We start from the raw sequence: 23,148 nt of genomic DNA, 5'->3' as shown, positions 1-23,148 counted from the left end.
GTGTCTTTCTTTGTTTGTTGATTAAAAAGATACATCCGCCAATTCGTAATCGAATAACAGGCAGGTGTATCTTTGATCATCCTTTTTCTCGTAGTACTTCTTCGAATTCAAAATGCCTGATATCTTAAATTTAACCATCCAACAAACCATCAATGGTGTTGTCATGGGATGTTTGTATGTAATGGTCGCGCTGGGTTTAACCCTCATTTATGGGGTCATGAACCAAATTAACTTTGCCCATGCGGACTTTGTTACCCTGGGTGGTTTTGCAGCGTACTTTTTTGTACAGTGGTTAGGTGGTGCTTATTTACTCAGTATTGTGGTGGCACTGTTTGCTGGTGCTTTGCTGGGGTACCTGATTAATCTGGCGATTTTTGCACCGCTGCGAGAACGAGGGGATGAACTGCGGCCTCTGATTGCGACTATCGGTGTTTCTATCTTATTAGAAAATGGCGCCTTACTTGCCTTCGGACCAGTTCCTTATCAATTTAATAGCCCCTACGATGAAACCATTCGTTTTGGCAAAATCTTTTTTACCACGCAAAGTTTACTCGTTGTGATTGTCGCCTCCAGCACTATTGCTGGTCTTTATCTGTTCATGAAATATACCTTTACAGGCAAAGCGCTAAGAGCTATTTCACAAGACCGGGAAACAGCGGGTCTCATGGGTATTAATCAAAAATTTCTGATTATGCTCACGATTGTGATTGCTTCAGCGATGGCCGGTATGGCTGGTGCGATGCTCGGTCCAATTTTAGTACTCACACCTTTTGCAGGCGCTTCCGTGATTGTTAAATCTTTTGCAATTGTCATCATCGGTGGTTTTGGCAATATGGCCGGTACCATTATTGCTGGTTTACTGGTCGGTTTAATTGAAGCATTTACTACCCAATACCTAGGTTCTGGCGTGATTGATTTGGTTGTTTTTGCCCTCTTACTGGTCATGTTATTAGTCAAACCTACAGGTCTGGTTGCTGAAAAGAAAGAAGAAAATGTCTGAGTTACGATTACTAAAAAAAATCCCAACTTGGGTACAGTATTTGATGGTTGCAGGTGTAATTTGGGTATTACCAATCCTCTTTAGTGGATCGGCCTATTGGAAAGGGATTTTGGTTGTGATTGCGATGAACATCATGCTCGCAATGTCACTCAATCTTATTTTAGGTTATACCGGGCAACTTAACTTAGGTCACTCCGCCTTCTTTGGTGTTGGGGCTTACACCACAACCTTACTGATTAAAAAGGCAGGTTTTACTTTTTGGATGGCAGCGCTGTCAGGTTCGTTTTTAGCGGGCGCGGTCGGTATTTTCTTAGCGTTTTTTGCTACCCGACTCAAAGGACATTACCTCGCTATCGCTTCCATGGCCTTTGCGATTATCTTGCACCAAATTTTACTCAATTGGGACTCGATGACTTCAGGCCCCTTAGGTATTTATGGGATTCCGGCGCCAACGCCTATCAATCTTTTTGGTACTGAAATTAAATTTAACAACAATGTGAATTATTTTTATTTAGTGGCGACTGTCACCATGATTACTTACATTATTTTAGGTAATCTTTTAAGGTCACCCATTGGTGATACCTTACGAGCAATCCGAGAAGATGAGGTATCGGCTGCTTCACTGGGGATTAATGCCAAACTTTGGAAAATCTTTGCTTTTGGTATCGGTGCATTCATCGCTGGTTTGGCTGGCGCTTTCTACCCTAGCTTTGTAGGCACCTTGGTACCAGATGCCTTTGCTGTCGTGGAATCATTTACCTATTTAGCGATGGTAATTGTCGGTGGCATGGGTACCATGTTTGGACCTATTATTGGCGCAATCGTTCTAACAACTCTACCAGAGTTACTAAGAAGCTTAGGAGATGCCCGCCTGCTTGTTTACGGTATTTCTTTAACCCTCGTTGTTCTGTTTATGCCTGGTGGAATTTTGCAGGCTTTCCAAACAATCAAGGATAAATTTTTTAAATCAAATTGATTTACATCTACAGAATATTGATATGTCAGAAAACATCTTAGAAGTTACCAATTTATGTAAGCATTTTGGCGGTGTAAAAGCGGTCGACGGTATTTCATTTAAAATTCCAGCCAATTCTATTCAAACGATTATTGGTCCGAATGGTGCTGGTAAATCAACTACCCTTAACCTATTAACAGGTGTTTATTTACCAACCTCTGGATCCATTACTTATAACGGCATTGAAGTTAACTCACTCTCTTTACATCAGCGCGTTCATTTAGGGATTGCTAGAACTTTCCAAAAGATTCGTTTGTTTAAGCAATTATCGGTGATTGATAACGTGATTGCGGGTTTTCACATTCACCATAAAATTCCTTTTTGGCAATACTTTATCCCGGCTGGAGAATATAAAAGAAATCGCCTTGACTGCTATAACCAAGCTCTCGAACTATTAGATTTTATTGGTCTTAAAGATAAAGCCAATGAACGGGCTGGTTCACTACCTTATGGCTCACAACGGATGCTCGAGATTGCCAGAGCCCTGGCGACGAAACCTAAAGTTTTCATGCTCGATGAGCCTGCTGCTGGTCTGAACGATACAGAAGTACAGTTTTTAATGAGTCGCTTGCGTCATTTACAGTCACAAAATATGACCATTATTTTGGTAGAACATAATATGAAATTAGTCATGAATATCGCCGATCAAATTTTTGTCATGGATCATGGCGAATATCTATTTGATGGTAGCCCATCAGAAGTACAGTCCAATCCAAAAGTCATTGCAGCATACCTTGGCAGTGAAGGAGCGATTGTATGAGCGCACTGTTAGAAGCCCAAGATTTAGAAATTGCCTATGGTGAAGTAGCAGCCTGTCAAAATATTAACTTTACCGTCGGTCAAAATGAAATTGTGACCTTGATTGGCTCTAATGGCGCTGGTAAAAGCACGACCATGCGTGCGGTTGCAGGCGCTATGTACCCACGAAAAGGAAAAATCTTATTTGATGGTATCGATATCACTAGAATGCCCTCTTTCGAGAGAAATAAACTAGGCATTGCACTCGTGCCTGAAGGTCGCCATGTCTTTCCATTTCTGACGGTAATGGAAAACTTAGAAATGGGTGGTTACTGTCACAGGAATAATCGCCCCAAAATGAATTCGCTCATTGAGAAAATGGTCGCGATGTTTCCTAAGTTAGGGGTCCGAGCAAAACAAAATGCTGGCACTTTATCAGGTGGTGAGCAACAAATGCTGGTGATCTGTCGCGCCCTCATGTCTGAGCCGAGATTATTGTGTTTAGATGAGCCCTCTTTAGGTCTAGCACCAATTATTGTGCAAGATATTTTTAAAACGATTCGTGAAATTAATGCGAATAATACCAGCGTACTATTAGTTGAACAAAATGCGCACTATGCTTTAGGTACTGCCTCGCGCGCCTATGTTTTACAAACCGGTAAGATTCTCACGAGTGGTAATAGTAAAGATTTAATCAACGATCCAAAAATAAAAGAAGCGTATCTAGGCACAAGTTAAATTAGGAGACAAGTATGGAAAACATTCTTAACAAATATGCCTTAACTGGCAAAGTTGCGGTAGTTACTGGTGCTGGCCAAGGAATTGGTAGAGCTATTTCGATCGCTTTTGCTCAAGCTGGTGCTAAAGTGGCTTGCTTGGATTTGATTGGTGAAAATGCAGCTAGGACTGCGCAGGAAATTACTGCTGAAGGTGGCATTGCGCTTGGTGTGCAGGTTGATGTGAGTGATGAGCCCTCGACTCAGCAAGCGATTTTGAAGGTAATGCAAGCCTATGACGGTATTCATGTCTTATTAAATGGCGCGGCAGCCAAAGACCCAAGTGGTAGTGTGGCTGACTACTCATTAGAAGATTGGAATAAAGCGATTTCTGTGAATTTAACTGGTGCTTTTTTGATGAGTAAAGCGGTGATACCGCATATGGCAGCGGCAAAGAATGGCTCCATTATTCATATCGCTTCTCAATTAGGTCGGGTTGGCACAGCCAATCGTGCGGTGTACTGCGCCATTAAATCTGCTTTAATTAATTTAGCACGTGCCATGGCAATTGATCATGCAGCGCAAGGCATTAGGACGAATACGATTTCACCTGGCGCCGTTGAAACAGAAAGAATGACGCTGCGTTTTGGCACGATGGAAAATGCCCGGAAAGAATTAGGGCCGATGCATCTACTCGGCAGACTCGCTCAGCCTGAAGAAATTGCTCTGGCTGCTCTCTATTTAGCAAGTGATGCTTCCGCCTTTGTAACGGGTTCGGATTTGCTCGTTGATGGCGGTTATGCTGCACAATAAGTTTTCTGACTTATTTGTGAAGTAATGAAAAGATGTCTAGCAAGCACCCATCGATCGCTGCGATACTTCATCAACAGAAAGTTGTCGGTATTTCGGCGATAGAGGCACTTCAAACTCAGCTCAGCTTTATTAATGAGACTAACGCGCAGTTGCATTGTCTCTCGAAACTGATTGAGCCTATTTCTCCAAAGCAAGGCCCTCTTACTGGCCTTGGTCTAATCCATAAAGATATTTTTAATATCAGACACTTTGAGCCAGGCTTTGGACTTGGTAAACCTACTTTGGTAGAGGGTATTCAAAATGCTCGAGCGCTGCAAAAATTAGAAGACGCTGGAGCAATAACGCTGGGTACTGCAGTCATGGCGCCCTACGCCTGTGGTGCTAGCTCACAAAATGCTAATTTTCCCCAATGTATTAATCCCCTGCATGTTGATTATGTCGTAGGCGGCTCATCAAGTGGCTCCGCCGTTGCCGTTGCCTCAGGTATGACGCCGATCTCTCTGGGAACGGACACGACTGGATCCGTCAGAATACCCGCTGCAAGTTGTGGGATCTTCGGCTTAAAAACTACCCGAGGATTGATTTCTAAAGAAGGTGTTGCAGAACTCTCTCCAACCTTGGACTCAGTGGGGATACTTGGCAACCACCTCGCAGATATCGAACTGATTCTTAGACTACTAGCTGAGTCTGCACTGACTTCTGTAGATTCTTTTCAGAAAAAAAACCGGATCGGACTTTGGTTACCACTATTCGTCGACCCCAAACTTCGCCAAGCAATCAAAGCACATCTAGACAATTTTAAATCAGTAGAACTGATCGAGATTAACGAATTTGATCAGTTGAAGTTCTTAACCGATCAAGTGTTAAGTTATGAGGCGAATCAACTCTATGCCACCCATCTAGATCAAGCGTCCTGTCCAAGAACTTTAAAAACGGTATGTAAACAAGGCAAGCTGATTGCTAAGTCAGATTATTTAGAAATCATCAATAACCAATCTCAAATCTCAGCTGCTTTCATCCAAAAGTACTTTACCAACTTTGATGTTGTACTTTTACCTACTTTCACTTGCACGTTACCAAATTGGAATGAGGTAGAGATTGGCCATCCTGATTTTGACAAAGAGAAATTAATCGGACTATTTCATTTAATGGGATTTATTAATTACTTAGGTATTCCGTCTTTATCCATCCCCATTGGGCTGGATCATTTAGGTCGCCCTTTAAGTATTCAGGCAATCGGTGCACCACTCTCTGAATTAAACCTGATTGATTTCGCTAAATCAATTCTGATGCAACCGAAAGGATAAATATGTCACGTCCACGTATGTCAAGTCCACGTATGTCAAGTCCACACATGTCAATTCCATTATTTTATTGGCTCGCTTTATTGATCAGTTTTTATATGAGTGTGTTTTGTGGGCCAGCCATTCAAGCACAAACCACTTATCCACAACGTGCTGTACGTGTTTTAAATCCCTCATCACCAGGTGGTGGTGCGGACGTGATTGGTCGGCTTATTCAACAAGAACTCACCAAATCATTAGGGCAAACTTTTATCGTAGAAAATCGTCCGGGAGCTGCGAACATTATTGCTACTGAGATTGCTTCGAAGGCAGCGCCTGATGGTTATACCCTGCTGCTTGGTACCACGGGTACTTTTGTGACCAATCCTTTGCTCTACGAAAAATTGTCTTATTCAAATAAACAGTTTGAGCCCATCAGTCTCGTTGCTGATGCGCCGTTTATTCTGTCGGTGCACCCTAGTTTGCCGGTCAATAATCTAGCTGAGTTAATTGCTTATGCTAAAGAAAATCCCAATAAGTTATCGGTTGCCTCTTTTGGTAACGGTAGTTCGTCCCATTTGGCGGGTGAGTTATTTCAAATGCTTACCGGCACGAAACTGATTCATGTGCCTTATAAAGGCAGTGCCCCTGGTATGGCAGATTTACTCGCTGGCAATATCTCGATGACCTTTGATAGTGGCTTGTCTTCTATACCAAATATTCAAGCAAAAAAGATTCGACCTATTGCGGTGGCCTCTACTACCCGACTAGCCAACTTACCCGACGTACCTACCTTTGGTGAAGCTGGGCTCAATAACTTTTATGTTGGCTCCTGGTATGGATTTTTTGCGCCAGCAGGAACTCCTGCAGAGATCATGAAAAAGTTAAATCAACAAATTGTTCAAGCTAGTAAGTTGCCTGAAGTCACCCAACGGATTAATAACCTTGGTGCCATCGTAGTGGCAAATTCGGCAGAAGACTTTACAAAACAAATAGCTCGAGAATCTGAAACATGGTCGGTCGTTGTCAAAAAATTAGGCATTAAATTAGATTAAGATATTTTTATTAAAAAGATTATTTCCTTACAGGAGACGGCGGGATGAATACTGCGCATCGGTATTATTTTTTAAATCGAGTGATTAATCTCATTCAACGAAAATTTCAACACACTATTTGCCTTCTAAGCCTAGTTTTCATGTCAAGTTTTGCGATCCAAGCGACTGCGCAAAATGCTGCAGCTGAAAAATGGCCAACCCGTCCCATCAAAATGATTGTGCCATTTGCTGCAGGTGGTCCTTTAGATCTGATGGCTAGAAAAGTAGCTCAGAAACTCGGTGACAATTTAGGTGTTTCTGTGATAGTTGATAATCGTGCCGGTGCCAACGGTATTATCGGCTCCGACGTAGTGGCGAAGTCTGCCACTGACGGTTACACCATGTTATTTATGACGGGTTCTTTTAGTGCCAATCCAGTACTTTATAAAAAACTTCCCTATGATCCTATGAAAGATTTTGCACCCATCACCTTGGTGGCAAGATCTTATGGTTTAGTACTGGTAGTGAATAACGATAGTCCAGCAAACTCTTTAAAAGAAATCATTACCCTGGCTCAAGAAAAGCCAGGTAAGTTAAATTACGCCTCTGGTGGTCAGGGTAATTTAACCCACTTAGCAGCTGCGCTCTTTGAACATTTAACCAATATTCAATTGACTCACATCCCCTACAAAGGCAGTGGTCCAGCAATTGCTGACGTCTTAGCAAAACAAGTCGATATGACTTTTTTATCGACTGTTGCCGCGACGCAGCTCTTTAAAGAAAAACGTCTCAAAGCCATTGCGATCTCGAGTTCTGTACGCTGCCCTGCTTTGCCTAATGTACCGACTTTTAGTGAGTTAGGTGTGAAAGGGATGGAGCCGATCTTTGGCTATTACGGCATGTGGTTCCCAGCGGGAACGGCCAATGACAAAATTGATAAGGTTCAGCAAGCCATTGCTAAATCCATCCAGTCACCCGACATGAAAGAACAGTTAGATGAAATGGGGCTGATTTCGATTGCCTCCACACCGGCTGAGTTTTCTAAATTTATCACTGAAGATATCGCGTATCAAAGTAAGATTTTTAAAATTGCCAAAATTGACCCCCAATAATAGAATCACCATAAAACAAGGAGACCCATATGTTTGAATATTTTCCCAATAATTACACCTGGAGTTTAGCCGTAATGTCCGCCCTCAATCGTGGTGGTCAAATCGCTGAAATCGATGAAGCTTGTCGTTCTTTAAAAGAAGCTGCCGGCATCAAAGCACTCGGCGGTGACGTAGTTGCCCAAAATGCTTGGTTTGAGAGTTGGACAAAAATGGCCGAGCGAGTCGAGCGTTTAGCGCAGGCTGATGAACAGGCAGGTAATCTCTTATCAGCCGGCAGAAAGTATCTACGCTGCGGTTTGTATTTTCAGTTAGCCGAGAGAATGCCAAGTCATAAAGATCCTAGAAGAGTCGTTGCCTATAAAAAAGGGATTGCTGCCTATGAGAAAGGCTTGAAGTTTCGTAAAGAGCCGGTTGAATATGTTCAGGTTCCCTATGAAGGTACCACTCTACCCGCTATCTTCATGAAAGCACCCGGTGCTGAGAAAGCACCTTGTATGGTGCACTTTAACGGCTTGGATTTGACCAAAGAAATTGTTTACTCAGCGATTGCTGATGAGTTTAAACGTCGGGGTGTTTCTGTATTGATTGTCGATCATCCTGGAGTTGGTGCGGCGCTACGTCTACAAAATTTACCGAGTGGGCCGGATACGGAGCGTTCCGCTTCAGCCTGCGTTGATTATCTAGAAACCCGCTCCGATGTGGATATGAATAACATCGGTATCATCGCTCTGAGCTTAGGTGGTTACTATGCACCAAGAGCGGCAGCCTTTGAGCCACGTTTTAAATGTTGCGTAGCGTGGGGTGCGATTTTTGATTATGGCCATGCAGTGGAAAGTCGCTTAAAAGGCAATGGCGAACCCTCTGTGCCAGGCTACGCTGAGCATGTGAACTGGGTATTTGGAACCGACTCGTTTGCCGAGACCTTAAAAATTGTGAAGCAAATGACACTTGAACCGATTGCCCATCAAATTCGGTGCTCACTCTTGGTCGTGCATGGTGAGAACGATCGCCAGATTCCGTTATGGCATGCGGAGAAAACGATTGAAGCTGCTGTGAATAGTCCCGATAAAGAACTAAAGGTATTTAGCTTGTTTGATGGGGGTGCTGAGCACTGTGGGGCTGATAACAGCACCATGGTAGTGGATTATATGACCGACTGGGTAGCACGCCGTTTAGGTGGTAATCCACAAGGGATTTAAGTTTACGTAAGAAAAAAATAAGCATGCCTGAGCAGAAGATGAGCTCAGGCATGCTCAATTAAATCATTACTCTTTTTCAACTCCAGCTTTTTTCATGACTTCACCGATAATTGGCGAGTCACGACGCGATAGTTCAAAGACTTTTTCTGGAGCGCTATATAAAGGTGTCACACCTAATTTCTCAAACGATTCTTTAATCTCGTTACTCACCATAATTTTTCCGAGTGCAAGATTAATCCGGTCAATAATTGGCTTTGAAGTACCCCGCGGCGCAACGATTGACCACCACACTGAAGCGTCAAAATTCGGAAATCCTGCCTCAACCATCGTGGGCACATCGGGTAAAGTATTGGTGCGTTGGGGAGAAGTAACCGCAAGAGCCCGTACTTTATTCGCTTTGATAAAAGGTACAGCTGGTGCCATATCCGAAAAGATCATCTGAATCTGTCCTGCCACCACATCTGCCACAGCAACACCTGTTCCTTTATAAGGAACGTGAACGATATCAACCCCAGCTGCAGTTTTATACATCTCACCACTAATATGCGACTGAATCGCTTTACCACCAGAGCCAAAGTTCAGCACTCCAGGTTGCGCTTTAGCCAGTGCAGTGAGTTCAGCCACATTTTTAGCGGGCACACTAGGATGCACAATTAGAACTTGTCCAGCAATCGCTACTAAAGAGATCGGACTAAAGTCTTTGTACCAATCGAAACTCATTTGTTTATATAAAAACGGATTATTGACTACTGTACTGCTATTGGACAATAACAAGGTATAACCATCTGGTGCGGCTTTAGAGGCCATCTCATGCCCAATATTGCCACTGGCTCCAGGTCGATTTTCAATGATGACCGGTTGACCTAAGTCATCCGATAATTTCTGGGCAAGCATCCGACCAAGTAGATCACTTGTTCCCCCGGGCGGGAATGGTGCAATTAATTTAATGGGGCGAGTTGGATAATTAGACTGGGCATAACTCAGGTTAGATATCGAGCTAATTAGAACCAGAAATAGAGCAGCGAATATGCGAAAAATTGGCGTCATTTTGAACAAAAGTCCCCTAATAGTTTTAATCAATTAATCAAAAATGTACTGAATATATTTTGACCATTTTGTGAAATAAAACAACTAGGGTATGTGCCCATCCATCACTTGGAAAGACTTTTAACTTTCAGAATCAGTATCATCCTCAAGATCTAGGCCAATGAGTTGACCATCCGGCATCGACAAAACCTCAACACCCTTTAAAGCTTTATTGATTTGTCTGGTTCGGGTATCTACAGAATCAAACTGTTTAGAAGCTGCTTCTAATTTTTTCTTTGTAGCATCAATCACTTCACCAAACTTACCAAACTCTGTTTTGACTTTAGATAAAGTTTTCCAGATTTCTGAAGAACGTTCTTCAATTGCTAATGTTTTAAAGCCCATTTGTAAACTATTTAACATTGCCGAGAAAGTCGAAGGTCCTGCTACGGAGACACGATACTCGTTTTGTAAAAACTCAATCAGACCGTTACGTCTAATGATCTCTGCGTACAAGCCTTCAGTGGGTAAAAACAGAATCGCAAAATCCGTCGTATGGGGCGGTTCAATATATTTTTCACGAATTTTTTTCGCTTCTAATTTAATACGCGTCTCAAGGGCTTTACCAGCAGATTCAATCTCAACAATATCAACGCGATCTTGGGCGTCAGATAATCTTAAGTAATCTTCTATCGGGAATTTCGCATCAATCGGCAGCCATACAGGCGCGTCCACATCCCGTCCTGGCAATTTAATTGCAAATTCAACTAAGTCGGCACTGCCAGGCTTTGTACTAATATTTTTCTGATATTGATCTTTAGTTAAGGTCTGTTCAATCAGTGCACCTAACTGGACCTCACCCCAAGTACCGCGCGATTTAACATTCGTGAGAACTCTTCTTAAATCACCTACGCCTGTCGCAAGCGTTTGCATCTCACCGAGTCCACGGTGCACTTGTTCAAGTTGCGCAGAGACTTGTTTGAATGATTCACCAAGACGTTGCTCGAGTGTGGCGTGTAATTTCTCATCCACCGTTTTACGCATTTCTTCTAGTTTTTCTGCATTATTCTTTTGGATTTCATTTAAACGCTGCACTAAGGTTTCACGCATTTCACGACCTGTTTGGGTCAAGTTCTCTGTTACAACAGTGCGTAAAGTTGTAATATCCCGGTTTAAATCCGTTTTTAAGTCCGTTGCAGAATTACGGTTCGTTTCTAGAATTTCACGACCTGTTTGGGCAAGATGCTCGGTTACAGAGGTTCTTAGACTCGTCATATCGCGATTTAATTCGGCCTTTAAATCATTTGCAGAGTTTCGATTGGTATCGAGTAAGGCCATGACGGCGCCATTCAATTGGGTGATTTTGTCTTTCAACAGCTCCATCTCAGCTTGAGCCTCTTTATCACCTTGAGGCGTGAACAGTTTCCACAGGATTAAAACCAGTAAAACCCCAATGATAATGAGTCCAATTTGTAAATAATCCATAAGATCGAAGTTCCGTATTGTTTTAGTAAAACAGTTGTTGCAAAAATGATTAAGTTCAGCGTAACAGTCGCTTAGCTCATTATATGAGCCTAGGGAAGTTTGTAATTGAGTTTGTAATGAGGTGTAGGTAAAGCACTATCGTTAGTGGTGGTTTTAGTAATAATGAATCAATGTAATAATTAATTAATACACTAAAAAAACTTTTAAAGGGATTAATGATGAATGAATTACTCTATGTTGTTCTTTTAGCTGGTGGCTTATTCTGTTTGATTATTCTTTTCACTGGCATTCGCGTGGTCAATCAACAGACTGCCGTGATTATTGAGCGTTTTGGTAAGTATTCTCGAACTTTACATGCTGGCTTAAATGTGATTATTCCGGTGATTGAGCAAGCGATTGCAAAAATTGATTTGCGCGTCACAGAAATCAAATCCGAAGTAGAAGTAAAAACCTCGGACAACATGTTCGTGCGATTACCCATCAACATCATGTTGCAAATTCGTGAGAACGCAGTTGCGAATGCGCATTACAAATTATCGAATCCAAGAGAACAAATTGCGACCTGGGTTCTCAATACCATTCGCGCCACGACTTCTTCGATGAAGCTACAAAATCTTTTTGAAGACCGCGAAAAAATTGCGCGTGAAGTCCAGGAAGAGTTAAAAGAAAAAATGGAAAGTTTTGGTTTCGAAATTATCAGTGTTCTCGTTGACCAACCGATGGTATCGCATGAAGTTCAAGCCTCCTTTAACCGTGTGGTTGCCTCCGAGCGAGAAAAAGAAGCCGCAACTCAAGAGGCAGAAGCAAAACGTATCCGGATCGTTGGTGAAGCACGCGCTGAAGCAGAGTCTCAGCAACTCAGAGCGCAAGGCCTCTCAGAAGCCCGTCGTATTTTAGCTGGATCGATTTCTGAAGCAGTCGAACTTGCCAAACAAAAAGGGATTGCGGAACACGACATCTTGCATCTGCTCATTGAAACCAATCGTTTAGATACCATCAAATACGCTGCAGAACATGGCAAACTCGTGGTCATGGATATTCGTGATGGTGTTAAGCCAAACTTCAACTTATAAATCAATCAAGTCGTTGTCATCAATCAAAAAATATTCCTAAATACCCCAAACAAACATCTGCTCACCTAATTAGCCTGGTGAGCTGATGTTTGTATATTCTTTGCAAGACATTCTTTGGAATTTTGCATTGTTCAAAGTTCAACTTCGTATTAGAATTTATCCAAACAAAATAGTATTTAATACAAAATCGGGGACAAGATGGTTGATGCCAATCTTCAAATCAACTCTGCCACTAATCGGCGTTGTGATTTTTCAAACAATGTTTCTTCATCGAAAGTAATCTGTTCGAAATTGATTGTGATTTTAAATTGATCATTGTTTTTGTTGAAATACTTAAATAACTTCATTCCATCAAGGTAGGCCTATGCAACTGAACTTCGATCACCAACACGTCCTTGTCTCTGGAGGTAGTAAAGGGATTGGTCTGGCCTGTGCTAAAGCATTTTTTAATGAAGGTGCCAAAGTCACTATCATTTCTCGCAGTCAAGAAAATTTAAGTGCTGCCCTATTAGAAATTGCCGGTCAATTAGATCATCCTCGAGTCAAAGCAATCGCAGCCAACTTATCCAACGCCAATGTTGCCTTAACTGCTTTAAATCTTGCTGAGAAGAGTTTTGGTTCGGTCAAAGTTCTTGTTAACTGCTCAGGTGCGGCGAAACGCGTGGGACCTGATGATTTAAACCCACAAGCTTGGCAAGCTTCAATGGATGCCAAGTTTTATCCCTATATTCATTTAATGGATCCAGTCGTCAAACGGATGGCTACGCTTGGTGGTGGCAACATTATTAATGTAATCGGTCATGGCGGTAAGATTGCTAAAGCAGTTCATATTTCAGGTGGTGCTGCGAATGCTGCCTTAATGCTGGCTTCCAATGGTCTTGCTACGGCTTATGCAGGGCAAGGAGTACGAGTGAACGCCATTAACCCTGGTATTACCTTAACAGGTCGCTTAGAAGGTTTAATCGAGGCCCAGTCCAAACAAACGGGTAAATCTAAGGAGCAAGTTTTAGAAGAGTTTACGAGTGATATCCCGATGGGACGACTCGCCAAGCCAGAAGAAATCGCGAATGTAGCATTATTCTTAGCTTCTCCGCTGGCAAGCTACATTACTGCTAATATTATTACGATGGACGGGGCAATGTACCCCTTTATATAAAACTAGGAGACAAGAGTGATTATTTATCGACTGTATACAACTGCAAGTGGTGATTCGGCGATGGAAAAAAGACAGATTCCCTTGTCAGCTGAAAATCGTCCGATTTCAGAAATTTTTCCCGTAAAAGAAATGTTCTTTCGGGAAACCCCTGAAGGGCATGTGCAGATGCATCACAATGCACCGCGTCATCAACTCATTATTATCACTTCAGGAATTCTTGAGATTGAAGTAAGCAGTGGTGAACGTTATATTTTAAAACCTGGTGATTTACTTTTGCCAGATGACTTCACTGGTAAGGGCCATATTACCCGCTCGCTCAGAGATGTTCGAGGTTTTGCCCATATTATTTTGCAGGATGATTTTGATGTGACTCATTGGCCAATTATTAAAGGATGAGCATGACTATTTTTAAAAAATACTTTGTCGGTTCAGTTTGTTTAATCATTGCCCTAGCAGCTTCTGTGAGTCATGCTCAAACCAACAAACCCCTTAAAGTGATTGTGCCGTTTGCGGTTGGTGGAGCTTCTGATACTTACACAAGACTAGTTGTGCAAAAGGTTGCTGAACAGTCTGGAAGAACCATTGTGGTGGAAAATAAAACGGGAGCTGGTGGCAGAATTGCTTTTGATTATGTGGCGCATCAAACCCCTGATGGCTCTATGGCGGTTTTAATTGACGCTACTTATGCAATGCTTCCTGGTTTATTTAATAATCTAACTTGGGATGTGAGTACGGATCTAGTCCCTAGTGCATTTATTACTCAAACCCCATTCGTTATTTTGGTACGCTCAGAGTCTTCTTATATGACTCTCAAAGATTTAGTGAGTGCTGCAAAAGCTAACCCCAATCAGCTCAACTACGGTTCCGCAGGTGTCGGTAGTACGAATCATATTGTGACTGAGCGCTTTAATGCCTCCGCAGGGATCACCCTAACGCATGTGCCATTCAAAGGCATGAGTGAAGCCAATTTTGCCTTACAGTCTGGCAATATTGATTTAATTATTGCAGCATTGCCTACGGCACTAAGTGGTATTCAGTCAGGTAAGTTAAGGCCCTTAGCAGTCAGTTCTGCTAAGCGCTCCGCTTTATTCCCCAGAATACCAACGGCAGAGGAACAAGGTGTGAATGGCTTTGTTACTTCAAATTGGTTTGGTTTTGCCTTTCCAAAAGGAACGCCTAAAGATCAAATTCAGTTACTGAGTGACTCGGTGAATAAAGCATTAGCTGACAATGATGTGAAAGAAAAACTCAGTGCTCAAGGGGCAGAAATTATTAATTTATCTGTAGAGGAGTTTGGGAAGTTTGTGCAGGAAGATACTAAGCGTTGGACGGAGATTACTAGGTCTAAGCAAATTAAAATTAACTAAATAAAGGACTTCAATATCAGTGGAAAGCTGAAGTCCTCAGTTAAATACTCCTAAATCCGGCATGTTTGATAGCATCAATATCAAAAGTAACGCTATATTCACATCCTGCTTTATTTGCGGAGCGCTCTATCAAGCAATCTGAGAAATCCGCTCCTGTCCTAGAATAAAGATGCGTGGCTCGGATAACTGTTTCAGCATTTTCGATAATCAATTCCCTCGTAGCAAGAATCGCTTCCAAAATATTAACTATCTCTATTTTTGTGGACTTATAGCAACTTCGCATTACCCATACCAATTCAACCATGGAGACAAGGGTAATAAACCCTGGGCGCTCTTTTGTAAGAGAATTAATTAGATTTGTTGCAATGGCGGATTGTTTTGGGTCATCTTGAGCTATGTAACGTACTAGAACGTTAGTATCAAGGCCGATCATCGTGCTTTTGATCCCTGAACTGCAATCGCCTTATTCATTTGCTCGATACTGACTGGGGCGGGTGGCTTGCGCAACATACCCTTCAGAGATTGAATTGGGCTGACGGCAGGCACGATCATAAATAGTCCATTCTCCATCTCGACAAATTCAATGCGACTTCCTACGCCAATTCCAAGCGAGTTCCGAACTTTCGCTGGAATGGTGACTTGGCCTTTTGATGTGACGGTTGCTGTGCTCATACCTATCCTTACTTTTTATATTATTCTTACTTCATAGTAAGGAATAAATGCCGTCAAGTCAAAGATTATTTATCTATTAAAAAACGATGAATCGTTGTTGTACAACGCTCTTCAATCAATAAAATAATTTTGGCAATGATTGGGTGATTACAACCCTTCATCTCAGAAGGATCAAATTCAGTTACTGAGTGACTCAGTGAATAAAGCTTTAGCTGACAATGATGTGAAAGAAAAACTCAGCGCGCAAGGGGCAGAAATTATTAATTTATCAGTAGATGAATTTGGAAAGTTTGTGCAAGAGGATACGAAGCGTTGGACGGATATTACTAGATCAAACAAATTAAAATTAATTAATTGATCTGCCTTAAGCCATTCCTGTCCTTAATTCCTTAAGCGATAACTTTACTCTATCGTCATCTATTTGTTCCAGGGATAAATACAAAGAATATGGGTCTATAACAGTGTGAACTTGATCCCATTCTTGGGTATTGGAAATCTTTACCTTTTGCGGTGCATAACGCCAAATCTCCAACTCTAAAGCACCATCAATTTGTTCAGGTACAACTTGAATAGCATCTAACTCTTTTTCTAATTTTCGCCAATCTGATTCCCCAATGGCTCTTACAACATTTGCAGGCTCTCCTAGATCTGTTTGTTTAGCGAGGGCGCTAAGTCCCGCGAGGGGAAATTCAACTATCGACGGATGAGGATTTCGAATCCAAAGACGTTTTCGTATAGGATTTTGCATGAATGGTTTGGTAGCCTCCCATAGCGCATCATCTTGAATCCCAAGTTGCAACAATCCGGATTTTTTATATATATCGATATCTAACCAACTATGCGCTAATAGCTCGTTCTTTATGCGCGTTATCGTCATTAAGCTATAACCCATGGATAACGCAAGTTCTTTAGGATTTGATGTATTAGGTAAATTATTGAGTAGTGCATTGATTACAAAAACTTGTGTTGCGACCTGTAACTTATCTTGAGTCTCAGGTAGTCTAGCTAATTCTCGCTCCTGAAACTGAATACCTAAAAGGGGTAAGTAAGCTTGTTTAAAAGGAATAATAAATGGTGCTCTTTGAGCAATCATCTCTTTACGGACATACCCCTGAATTGATTCTCCAATCCAGATAACGGGAATTCTAGCCACTCTTTCTATCAGTGCCATTTGCTTAATTAAAGCTGATAATGCTTGCGTACCCTCTTTGTTTGTTATCAGAAGTACCTGATTATTAGATAGTTTAGCTTTACGAATTTCATAAGTTTGAAGGATGTATCGCGGCAAGTTAACGGCCCCTTCCCAAGCACCTTCTAACAACAGATCTTGACCTAGAGTCTGTTGCAAATAAGTTCCTACTTGAGTAATTAGAACGTTTAGATTCTTCATCAATCTATTTTAACATTAATTTTTAGCATTAACATAGTATATGTTAATGCTAATTAAACAATGTTAATTATTTGATTTTATTAAATTAAATTTAAGTTTTTAAACGACTAGAAAGATTTTATCCTGTTCATCAAATCGAAATCAAAATGTCTCTTTAAAAAGATTATTTATCTATTAAAAAACGATGAATTGTTGTTGCACATCGCTCTTCAATCAATAAAATAATTTTAGTAATGATTGGATGATTACAACCCTTCTCCTCAAATTGAGTTTGTAATTCTTTTGCTAGATTTGGTAGTTCTTTAGCTATCTCAAGAACCCTTTTCTTTAATAGAGAGGGGCTCAATTGTGCCGCCTCTCCCATTTGCAACCAGTGACGCGCAAACAATTCATCAAATCGATATTTACTACCAATTTTCATTGCCATTTTTTCGTTAAGGTGTGGATAAACTGCGGTTGATAAAACGTCATAAAGAGGAGCTAATTGAGGTCCATTTTGGCCATATAGTAATGAAAAATTCTTGGCGTGAGCATCGTGATTCCCTACCAAGCAATTAAAAATAATGTAATCCAACAACCGCAAAAGATTAGAGGCACTAGGACTTGTTACTTTACGTATTAACGCAAATCCATCTCCAATGCTTGGTCCGCCTTCATTCTGGTATTTAAGCTCTGGTGGAATACCTAATGCTTGACAGAAGTCTTCTTGGTGCAATCTTTTTAATTGCCCACTATGGTCAAGAAAACGATCGTAACGCTCAACTAATAAATAGGTCTTGTTATTTGTGGAGCCAATCTTGGCATTGGCAGTGATGAACTTTAGCTTCTTCGCTAAAGAAAGACAAAATGCTTCGTTATAGACACTGCCGTTAATACCGGATATCTCTGGCTTCAAAATATACGAACTGGGTACATTATTCTTTGGGAGTCCAATCTCAAAGGGACTTGCGGGTCCGTACTTACTTTGCAATTCCGTTCTTTGCACTTCTCTGATAACTACAGGTAATTTTTCTTGAGCTCCAGCAAGTGAAAGCCTAAGTCCAGACTCTCCAGCAAGTAATGGTTTCTTCGATAACGTCTCTAGGACTCCAAATAGCTGGTCCTCATCAAGCCATTCAATTGATTTACTAGAATATTCTTCTAATGGAGGAGTTTGACCAGGCTCCAACAAAATTAATGCTCCAGCACACTCACCACCAATACCGTCCAAGATGGCAAAATCATTTTTACTAGAAACTTTTAAAATTTTTGCGACCGTTAAACGTTTATCTCCTTCAGGTAATAAACCTGCAAAAAAAGGCTTTGTAAGCTTATCTGCAAATGGCTCGGCAATTAACGGTAAGGATTGAGAAAGAGGTATAGCATTCTTTGACTCCAACCATTGCGGTAAATATCGAAAGGATAGTTGTCCCATGTCTTGAGTAAGCACTCCAACGCACTCTCCAAAAAACCAGACATTAAGATCACTTACCATTTATCGATCACCTTCAAGTTCATGACTGATTAGTGGGGTCATACCATCAACACTTAAAACGCCTCCTAAAACATGTAAAACCCTCATGATGTTCTCGAATCGAAGAGTAGGTTTGCCAGCCTCTAACTCGACGATAAACCTTACCCCCACATTAGCAGCTAAAGCTAATTGAGGTTGCGTTAACTTTAAGCGCTTGCGGGTTTCTCGCACCACGCGTCCTAAGTCTACAGAGTTTTGTATTAGTGAGCCCATAAAAATTTCCTTATCGGGAAATATTACTGGAATTTAATGAGTTTTTCAACATAATTTCCCCATCGGGAAATTTAATACGTTATTTCTTAAAAAATGATCAAAAATTCCCGAACGGGAAATAAATTATCAATTTTTTCTCAGATTTTTTTAGGATGACAGTATTCATCCCTAGGTACTTTTGTAGCTTTAGTTCAATTTCTTATTAATCTAGCGATTTGTTGAAGATTAACCACACAAATTATGTCCGTGTATTTACCTGTAAACCTTCTTAAGATAATTTGTACTATTAAATCGAAAAGGGATTCATTATGGCTAAGACCAAACTTTTCAAGAATGGTAATTCACAGGCAGTTCGTATCCCTGCAGAACTTGCTTACAGGTCTTGGGATCTTGATTTGATTATCGAACGTAACGGAGACGAGTTAAGAATACGTCCAGCTCAGAGACGCTTGGGTAATGTGCTGGGCAAATTTGCCAAATTCTCACCAGGTTTCATGTCTCAAGGCCGTGGTGTAAATATTGATGGTGAACGTAAGTCTTGATGATTCGAAGTGAGTTATTGGTCGGAGTAGTTATTCATTCCAACCTAGTTATCGAAAACGAAGACGATAGTCTCTAAATTTGACCCCATAAAAATATATTATTTTGATCAAATTTCTATTTATTACTCAGATTTTTTTGCAAAATAAGTGGTATCACGCCACCAAACTTTAAGAGTTCTAATTCCATCTTGGTATCCACCGCAATATCTGTTTCAAATTGATCAACATTGCCACTTAATCGAGTAATCGTGATGATAACTTTCCCTCTTACTGCAACCTGATCTGGCTGCGCTGGAATACTGACAGTATCACCAGGCATCAGTTGTAAGGTGTTTGGTGTAACTCCAAGTGGAAGAACTAACGGCAATATACCCATACCAATTAAATTCGAACGATGAATACGTTCATAACTGACTGCAATTACCGCCCTCACTCCTAACAAACGTTGCCCCTTCGCTGCCCAGTCACGAGATGAGCCCATCCCGTATCTTTCGCCAGCAATAATGACAACAGAATGATCATCGTTTTTATACTGCACAGCCGCTTCCCAAATCGGCATCACTTTGCTAGATGGGACATGTAAAGTATGTCCGACTGGCAGGTCTAATGCGATATGATTCACTAGAGACTTTGAATAAAATGCTGCGCGCATCATCACTTCCCAGTTTCCTCGCCGCGAAGCAAATACATTGAGATCTCCTCGATCATCGCCTTTACTCACCAAATAGTCAGCAATAAAACTAGTCGGTGGAATGGCGCTCGCCGGAGAAATATGATCTGTTGTAATGTCATCACCCAGCACTAGTAATGGGTATGCCTTGTAACCTCCCAGAAGGCTACCTTCATTCACGCCAGCAAATGGCGGCCTCCTTAAGGTGGTTGAACTTTGCTTCCACGGGAATAAGGCAGATTCACTCACTTGTATCGCCTGCCAAAGTGGATTGTTGGTAGCAACTTCAAAATCGTCTTTGAAATCTTTAGTGTCCAAGCCTTTTAATAGATGCTCTTGAATTTCAGAATCAGTAGGCAGGATATCTTTTAAAAATACGGCATTACCATTGAAATCAGTTCCTAAAGAATCCTGATTGAAATCAATTTGAGCATCGCCAATCAACCCAAAAGCCACTACTAAAGTCGGCGACATGATAAAGCTCAAATCAATTTCTGGATTGACCCTGCCCGGGAAATTACGATTACCGGAGAGAATCGCAACCGCTTTGCATTCTTCCTTTTCTTGTGCAATTCGCATGGAATCGTTTAGTGGTCCAGAGTTCCCAATACAGGAGGTACAGCCATAACCAACAATATCAAAACCAATCGCAGCAAAATCTTCTAGTAAGCCAGCTCGTTGTAAATAAGTGGCTGCCGCTGGAGACCCCGGAGCTAAAGAAGTCTTTACCCAAGCTGGTGGCTTTAAGCCCAAGTGTCTTGCTTTTCTGGCGAGTAATCCTGCAGCAATTAATAATTTGGGATCTGAGGTGTTAGTACAACTCGTAATTGCAGCGATGGCTACCGGAAATTTCGGCATGTGTAATTCTTGACTTAACGGCACAAAATTAATGGTAGAAAGTGCGTTCACAATCTCAGCAGCGTCCATGCGGTCCTGTGGCCTTCGGGGACCCGCAACTGAGGGTACTAAAGTATTCAGGTCAATCTCAATCTGTTTGGTATAAACCGGCTTTGCCTCGGGATCAAACCAAAGACCAAGATGACGACAATACTGTTCGATGAAGGCAAGATGTTTCTCACTTCGACCAGTCATCTTTAGATAATCTAGCGTATGTTGATCGACCGGAAAGTAACCAGTCGTTGCGCCATATTCAGGGGCCATATTAGCCACTACCGCACGATCACCTGCTGATAAAGTACTTACGCCTGGACCAAAGAATTCCACAAAATCACCCGTCACATCCAATTCGCGCAAACGCTGCGTCACCGTCAATGCGAGATCAGTTGAACTCACGCCAGAGGGTAATTTACCGCTTAATTGAACACCGACTACATCTGGAATTTTTAACATGGTTGGTAAGCCAAACATGACCGTTTGGGCTTCCAGTCCGCCAACACCCCAACCTAAGACACCGATACCATTGATCATCGGCGTGTGGCTATCGGTACCAATCATCGTATCCGGAATTGCCCAGGTCACACCATCGCGTATTTGAGTTGTGACAACAGTCGCGAGTTGCTCCAGGTTAATCGTATGCATAATTCCCGTGCCCGGCGGATGAATCTTAACATTCGTGAGTGCCTTCGAAGCCCAACGTAAAAATTGATAGCGCTCTTTATTTCTTCTAATCTCAAGATCAAGATTGAACCGAGCAGCGTCTTTGTTGCCATATTGCTCCACAGCTAAGGAGTGATCGATCGAAATATCAACAGGCAAAGAGGGATTTAATAATTCGGGGTTTAATCCTGCTTCCGATAAAGCGTCCCGCATCGCAGCAATATCAACAAGGGCCGGTGTACTCGTCGTGTCATGCATTAACACACGGTTCGGCTGAAAGGCTATTTCGGCTTCACTAGATTTTTTGGAGAGCCAGTCGAAGATGGCTTGTACGGCAACATCCCTCTCACTACCTTCCATATTGCGCAGTACATTTTCTAGCAGGAGTCGCATGACGACTGGTAATTGGTTGAATTGGTCTCCAAACAACTTTGGTAAATCAATGATGGCTAGCTGCGTTCCATCCTCAATCTCTAGAAATTCTATCTTTGTATTTTTTAATTTTTCCATCAAGGGATTTTGCATATTTTTAAGAAAGATTGCAATACAATCAATAGAAACTATTTATCTCAAGGGACGACTCATGCATTCATTCATCAAACAACTTGCCATTTATACCTGCTTGATTTTCGCCTGCTTAGGCCCCTTGAGTAGTAATGCCCAGGAGTATCCAGCCAAATCCATTACCATCATCGTACCTTTTTCAGTTGGTGGTGGGGTTGATACCGTAGCAAGGCTGCTCGGTGAAAAGCTCAAAGAATCTTTAGGTCAAAGCATTATTGTGGATAACAAACCTGGTGGTAGCGGCATGATTGGTGCTCTCGCTGTAGTGAAAGCAAATCCCGATGGATACACATTACTATTGGGATCTGCTGGCGAAACCGCGATTAATCCATTTGTTTATAAAACGAAAATGCAATACAGTCCATCGAAAGATTTGGCTCCAATTAGTTTAATTACCAAGATTCCGAATGTGTTAATTGTGAACGCCAATTCCCCTTTTAAATCCATTGGTGATATCGTCACTTTTGCCAAGAATAATCCTGGAAAACTGTCCTACTCTTCCAGTGGTGTGGGCAACCCACAGCATTTAAATGGCGAACTACTCGATGAGCTAGCCGGCACAGAAATGATTCATGTACCCTACAAGGGAGCAGCGGGACAAATCATTGATGTGACAAGTGGTAACGTTGATATGACCTTTGTGAGTTACTCAGGAGCAAAGAACTTCATTGAATCAGGCAGAGTTCGAGCAATTGCGTTTACATCAGCAAAACGTCAAGACTTTTCCCCGAATGTGCCAACTATTAATGAATACAAGCCGCTTCAATCCTATGAGCTGGAGAACTGGTTTGGACTTTTTGCACCGGCTAATACGCCTGAGCCTATTTTGCAAAAAATTAATAGTGAGGTGACTAAAGCGTTACGTGATCCCGTATTAGTCAAAAAATTACGAGAGCAAGGTGGCCAACCAGCCCCAATGACGACTCAGCAGTTTAGTGAGTTTCTCAAAAAAGAATCAATCGTGTATGGTCGTGTTGTAGAAAAAGCTAAAATTACTGCGGAGTAACCAT

24 protein-coding genes are annotated in these 23,148 nt (G+C 41.6%); 16 read left to right on the top strand and 8 right to left on the bottom strand.

All coding sequences use genetic code 11. The features are described from left to right. Window positions 1-112 precede the first annotated feature (112 nt). The 9 genes from AOC35_RS01925 to AOC35_RS01885 are packed head-to-tail and all read left to right on the top strand — an operon-like array spanning window position 113 to window position 8,910. Window positions 113-1,000 (top strand): branched-chain amino acid ABC transporter permease, encoded by an 888-nt coding sequence (locus AOC35_RS01925; protein ID WP_108645520.1) that lies wholly within the window; start codon window positions 113-115, stop codon window positions 998-1,000. Continuing rightward, on the top strand, window positions 993-1,976 hold the full coding sequence (locus AOC35_RS01920; RefSeq protein ID WP_108645519.1) for a branched-chain amino acid ABC transporter permease: 984 nt from the start codon (window positions 993-995) through the stop codon (window positions 1,974-1,976). Before AOC35_RS01925 ends, AOC35_RS01920 begins: the two co-directional genes overlap by 8 nt. Before the next feature lie 22 nt (window positions 1,977-1,998). Continuing rightward, on the top strand, window positions 1,999-2,775 hold the full coding sequence (locus tag AOC35_RS01915; protein ID WP_108645518.1) for an ABC transporter ATP-binding protein: 777 nt from the start codon (window positions 1,999-2,001) through the stop codon (window positions 2,773-2,775). Next, window positions 2,772-3,491, top strand: a complete 720-nt coding sequence (locus tag AOC35_RS01910; RefSeq protein ID WP_245898395.1) for an ABC transporter ATP-binding protein — start codon at window positions 2,772-2,774, stop codon at window positions 3,489-3,491. The genes AOC35_RS01915 and AOC35_RS01910 overlap by 4 nt, the downstream gene beginning before the upstream one ends. Window positions 3,492-3,505: 14 nt before the next feature. Beyond that, window positions 3,506-4,282, top strand: a complete 777-nt coding sequence (locus AOC35_RS01905; RefSeq protein ID WP_108645517.1) for an SDR family NAD(P)-dependent oxidoreductase — start codon at window positions 3,506-3,508, stop codon at window positions 4,280-4,282. Window positions 4,283-4,314: 32 nt separating this feature from the next. Next, entirely contained in the window at window positions 4,315-5,589 is a 1,275-nt protein-coding gene (locus AOC35_RS01900) for an amidase (protein WP_108645516.1), read from the top strand. 2 nt (window positions 5,590-5,591) lie between these two features. After that, window positions 5,592-6,620, top strand: a complete 1,029-nt coding sequence (locus AOC35_RS01895) for a Bug family tripartite tricarboxylate transporter substrate binding protein (protein ID WP_108645515.1) — start codon at window positions 5,592-5,594, stop codon at window positions 6,618-6,620. A 44-nt stretch (window positions 6,621-6,664) separates the two neighbouring features. Beyond that, on the top strand, window positions 6,665-7,711 hold the full coding sequence (locus AOC35_RS01890; protein ID WP_108645514.1) for a Bug family tripartite tricarboxylate transporter substrate binding protein: 1,047 nt from the start codon (window positions 6,665-6,667) through the stop codon (window positions 7,709-7,711). A 29-nt stretch (window positions 7,712-7,740) separates the two neighbouring features. Continuing rightward, complete coding sequence (locus AOC35_RS01885) at window positions 7,741-8,910, top strand: alpha/beta hydrolase family protein (RefSeq protein WP_108645513.1); 1,170 nt, start codon at window positions 7,741-7,743, stop codon at window positions 8,908-8,910. A 66-nt stretch (window positions 8,911-8,976) separates the two neighbouring features. Here the strand turns inward: AOC35_RS01885 and AOC35_RS01880 are convergent, their stop codons facing one another. Then, window positions 8,977-9,957 carry a Bug family tripartite tricarboxylate transporter substrate binding protein gene (locus tag AOC35_RS01880; RefSeq protein WP_108645512.1) on the bottom strand — a complete coding sequence of 327 codons (981 nt, stop codon included), beginning with the start codon at window positions 9,955-9,957 and terminating at the stop codon, window positions 8,977-8,979. A gap of 120 nt (window positions 9,958-10,077) precedes the next feature. After that, window positions 10,078-11,421, bottom strand: coding sequence for a DNA recombination protein RmuC (locus AOC35_RS01875; protein WP_108645511.1), 1,344 nt, complete (start codon window positions 11,419-11,421; stop codon window positions 10,078-10,080). Between the two features lie 218 nt (window positions 11,422-11,639). Between AOC35_RS01875 and AOC35_RS01870 the strand changes: the two genes are divergently transcribed. The 4 genes from AOC35_RS01870 to AOC35_RS01855 all read left to right on the top strand — a co-directional run bounded on the left by AOC35_RS01870 (window position 11,640) and on the right by AOC35_RS01855 (window position 15,017). Next, window positions 11,640-12,494, top strand: coding sequence for an SPFH domain-containing protein (locus AOC35_RS01870; RefSeq protein ID WP_159077439.1), 855 nt, complete (start codon window positions 11,640-11,642; stop codon window positions 12,492-12,494). Window positions 12,495-12,858: 364 nt separating this feature from the next. Continuing rightward, window positions 12,859-13,650, top strand: coding sequence for an SDR family oxidoreductase (locus AOC35_RS01865; RefSeq protein WP_108645509.1), 792 nt, complete (start codon window positions 12,859-12,861; stop codon window positions 13,648-13,650). Between the two features lie 15 nt (window positions 13,651-13,665). Further along, window positions 13,666-14,046, top strand: a complete 381-nt coding sequence (locus AOC35_RS01860; protein WP_108645508.1) for a cupin domain-containing protein — start codon at window positions 13,666-13,668, stop codon at window positions 14,044-14,046. A gap of 2 nt (window positions 14,047-14,048) precedes the next feature. Beyond that, window positions 14,049-15,017, top strand: coding sequence for a Bug family tripartite tricarboxylate transporter substrate binding protein (locus AOC35_RS01855; protein WP_159077438.1), 969 nt, complete (start codon window positions 14,049-14,051; stop codon window positions 15,015-15,017). A gap of 40 nt (window positions 15,018-15,057) precedes the next feature. Here the strand turns inward: AOC35_RS01855 and AOC35_RS01850 are convergent, their stop codons facing one another. Next, window positions 15,058-15,450: a type II toxin-antitoxin system VapC family toxin gene (locus tag AOC35_RS01850; protein ID WP_108645506.1), complete on the bottom strand. Its 393-nt coding sequence runs from the start codon at window positions 15,448-15,450 to the stop codon at window positions 15,058-15,060. Continuing rightward, entirely contained in the window at window positions 15,447-15,689 is a 243-nt protein-coding gene (locus AOC35_RS01845; RefSeq protein ID WP_108645505.1) for an AbrB/MazE/SpoVT family DNA-binding domain-containing protein, read from the bottom strand. The genes AOC35_RS01850 and AOC35_RS01845 overlap by 4 nt, the downstream gene beginning before the upstream one ends. Before the next feature lie 196 nt (window positions 15,690-15,885). Here AOC35_RS01845 and AOC35_RS01840 point away from each other — a divergent pair, with 196 nt between their 5' ends. Further along, complete coding sequence (locus AOC35_RS01840) at window positions 15,886-16,047, top strand: hypothetical protein (RefSeq protein WP_159077437.1); 162 nt, start codon at window positions 15,886-15,888, stop codon at window positions 16,045-16,047. Between the two features lie 6 nt (window positions 16,048-16,053). Here AOC35_RS01840 and AOC35_RS01835 read toward each other — a convergent pair whose 3' ends face one another. The 3 genes from AOC35_RS01835 to AOC35_RS01825 all read right to left on the bottom strand — a co-directional run bounded on the left by AOC35_RS01835 (window position 16,054) and on the right by AOC35_RS01825 (window position 18,805). Continuing rightward, complete coding sequence (locus AOC35_RS01835; protein ID WP_108645503.1) at window positions 16,054-17,079, bottom strand: hypothetical protein; 1,026 nt, start codon at window positions 17,077-17,079, stop codon at window positions 16,054-16,056. A gap of 163 nt (window positions 17,080-17,242) precedes the next feature. Continuing rightward, window positions 17,243-18,553, bottom strand: a complete 1,311-nt coding sequence (locus tag AOC35_RS01830; RefSeq protein WP_108645502.1) for a type II toxin-antitoxin system HipA family toxin — start codon at window positions 18,551-18,553, stop codon at window positions 17,243-17,245. Next, window positions 18,554-18,805 carry a helix-turn-helix transcriptional regulator gene (locus tag AOC35_RS01825; RefSeq protein ID WP_108645501.1) on the bottom strand — a complete coding sequence of 84 codons (252 nt, stop codon included), beginning with the start codon at window positions 18,803-18,805 and terminating at the stop codon, window positions 18,554-18,556. Window positions 18,806-19,113: 308 nt separating this feature from the next. Between AOC35_RS01825 and AOC35_RS01820 the strand changes: the two genes are divergently transcribed. Continuing rightward, window positions 19,114-19,347, top strand: a complete 234-nt coding sequence (locus tag AOC35_RS01820) for an antitoxin (protein WP_108645500.1) — start codon at window positions 19,114-19,116, stop codon at window positions 19,345-19,347. A gap of 115 nt (window positions 19,348-19,462) precedes the next feature. Here AOC35_RS01820 and acnA read toward each other — a convergent pair whose 3' ends face one another. Beyond that, on the bottom strand, window positions 19,463-22,084 hold the full coding sequence (gene acnA, locus AOC35_RS01815) for an aconitate hydratase AcnA (protein ID WP_108648667.1): 2,622 nt from the start codon (window positions 22,082-22,084) through the stop codon (window positions 19,463-19,465). 73 nt (window positions 22,085-22,157) lie between these two features. Here acnA and AOC35_RS01810 point away from each other — a divergent pair, with 73 nt between their 5' ends. Beyond that, window positions 22,158-23,144, top strand: coding sequence for a Bug family tripartite tricarboxylate transporter substrate binding protein (locus AOC35_RS01810; RefSeq protein ID WP_108645499.1), 987 nt, complete (start codon window positions 22,158-22,160; stop codon window positions 23,142-23,144). The last annotated feature ends 4 nt before the right edge of the window (window positions 23,145-23,148 follow it).

Source organism: Polynucleobacter rarus (assembly GCF_003072505.1).
Classification (GTDB): Bacteria; Pseudomonadota; Gammaproteobacteria; order Burkholderiales; family Burkholderiaceae; genus Polynucleobacter; species Polynucleobacter rarus.
Note: the sequence above shows the minus strand (reverse complement) of the source record. Positions and strands in the feature narration are given on the sequence as shown.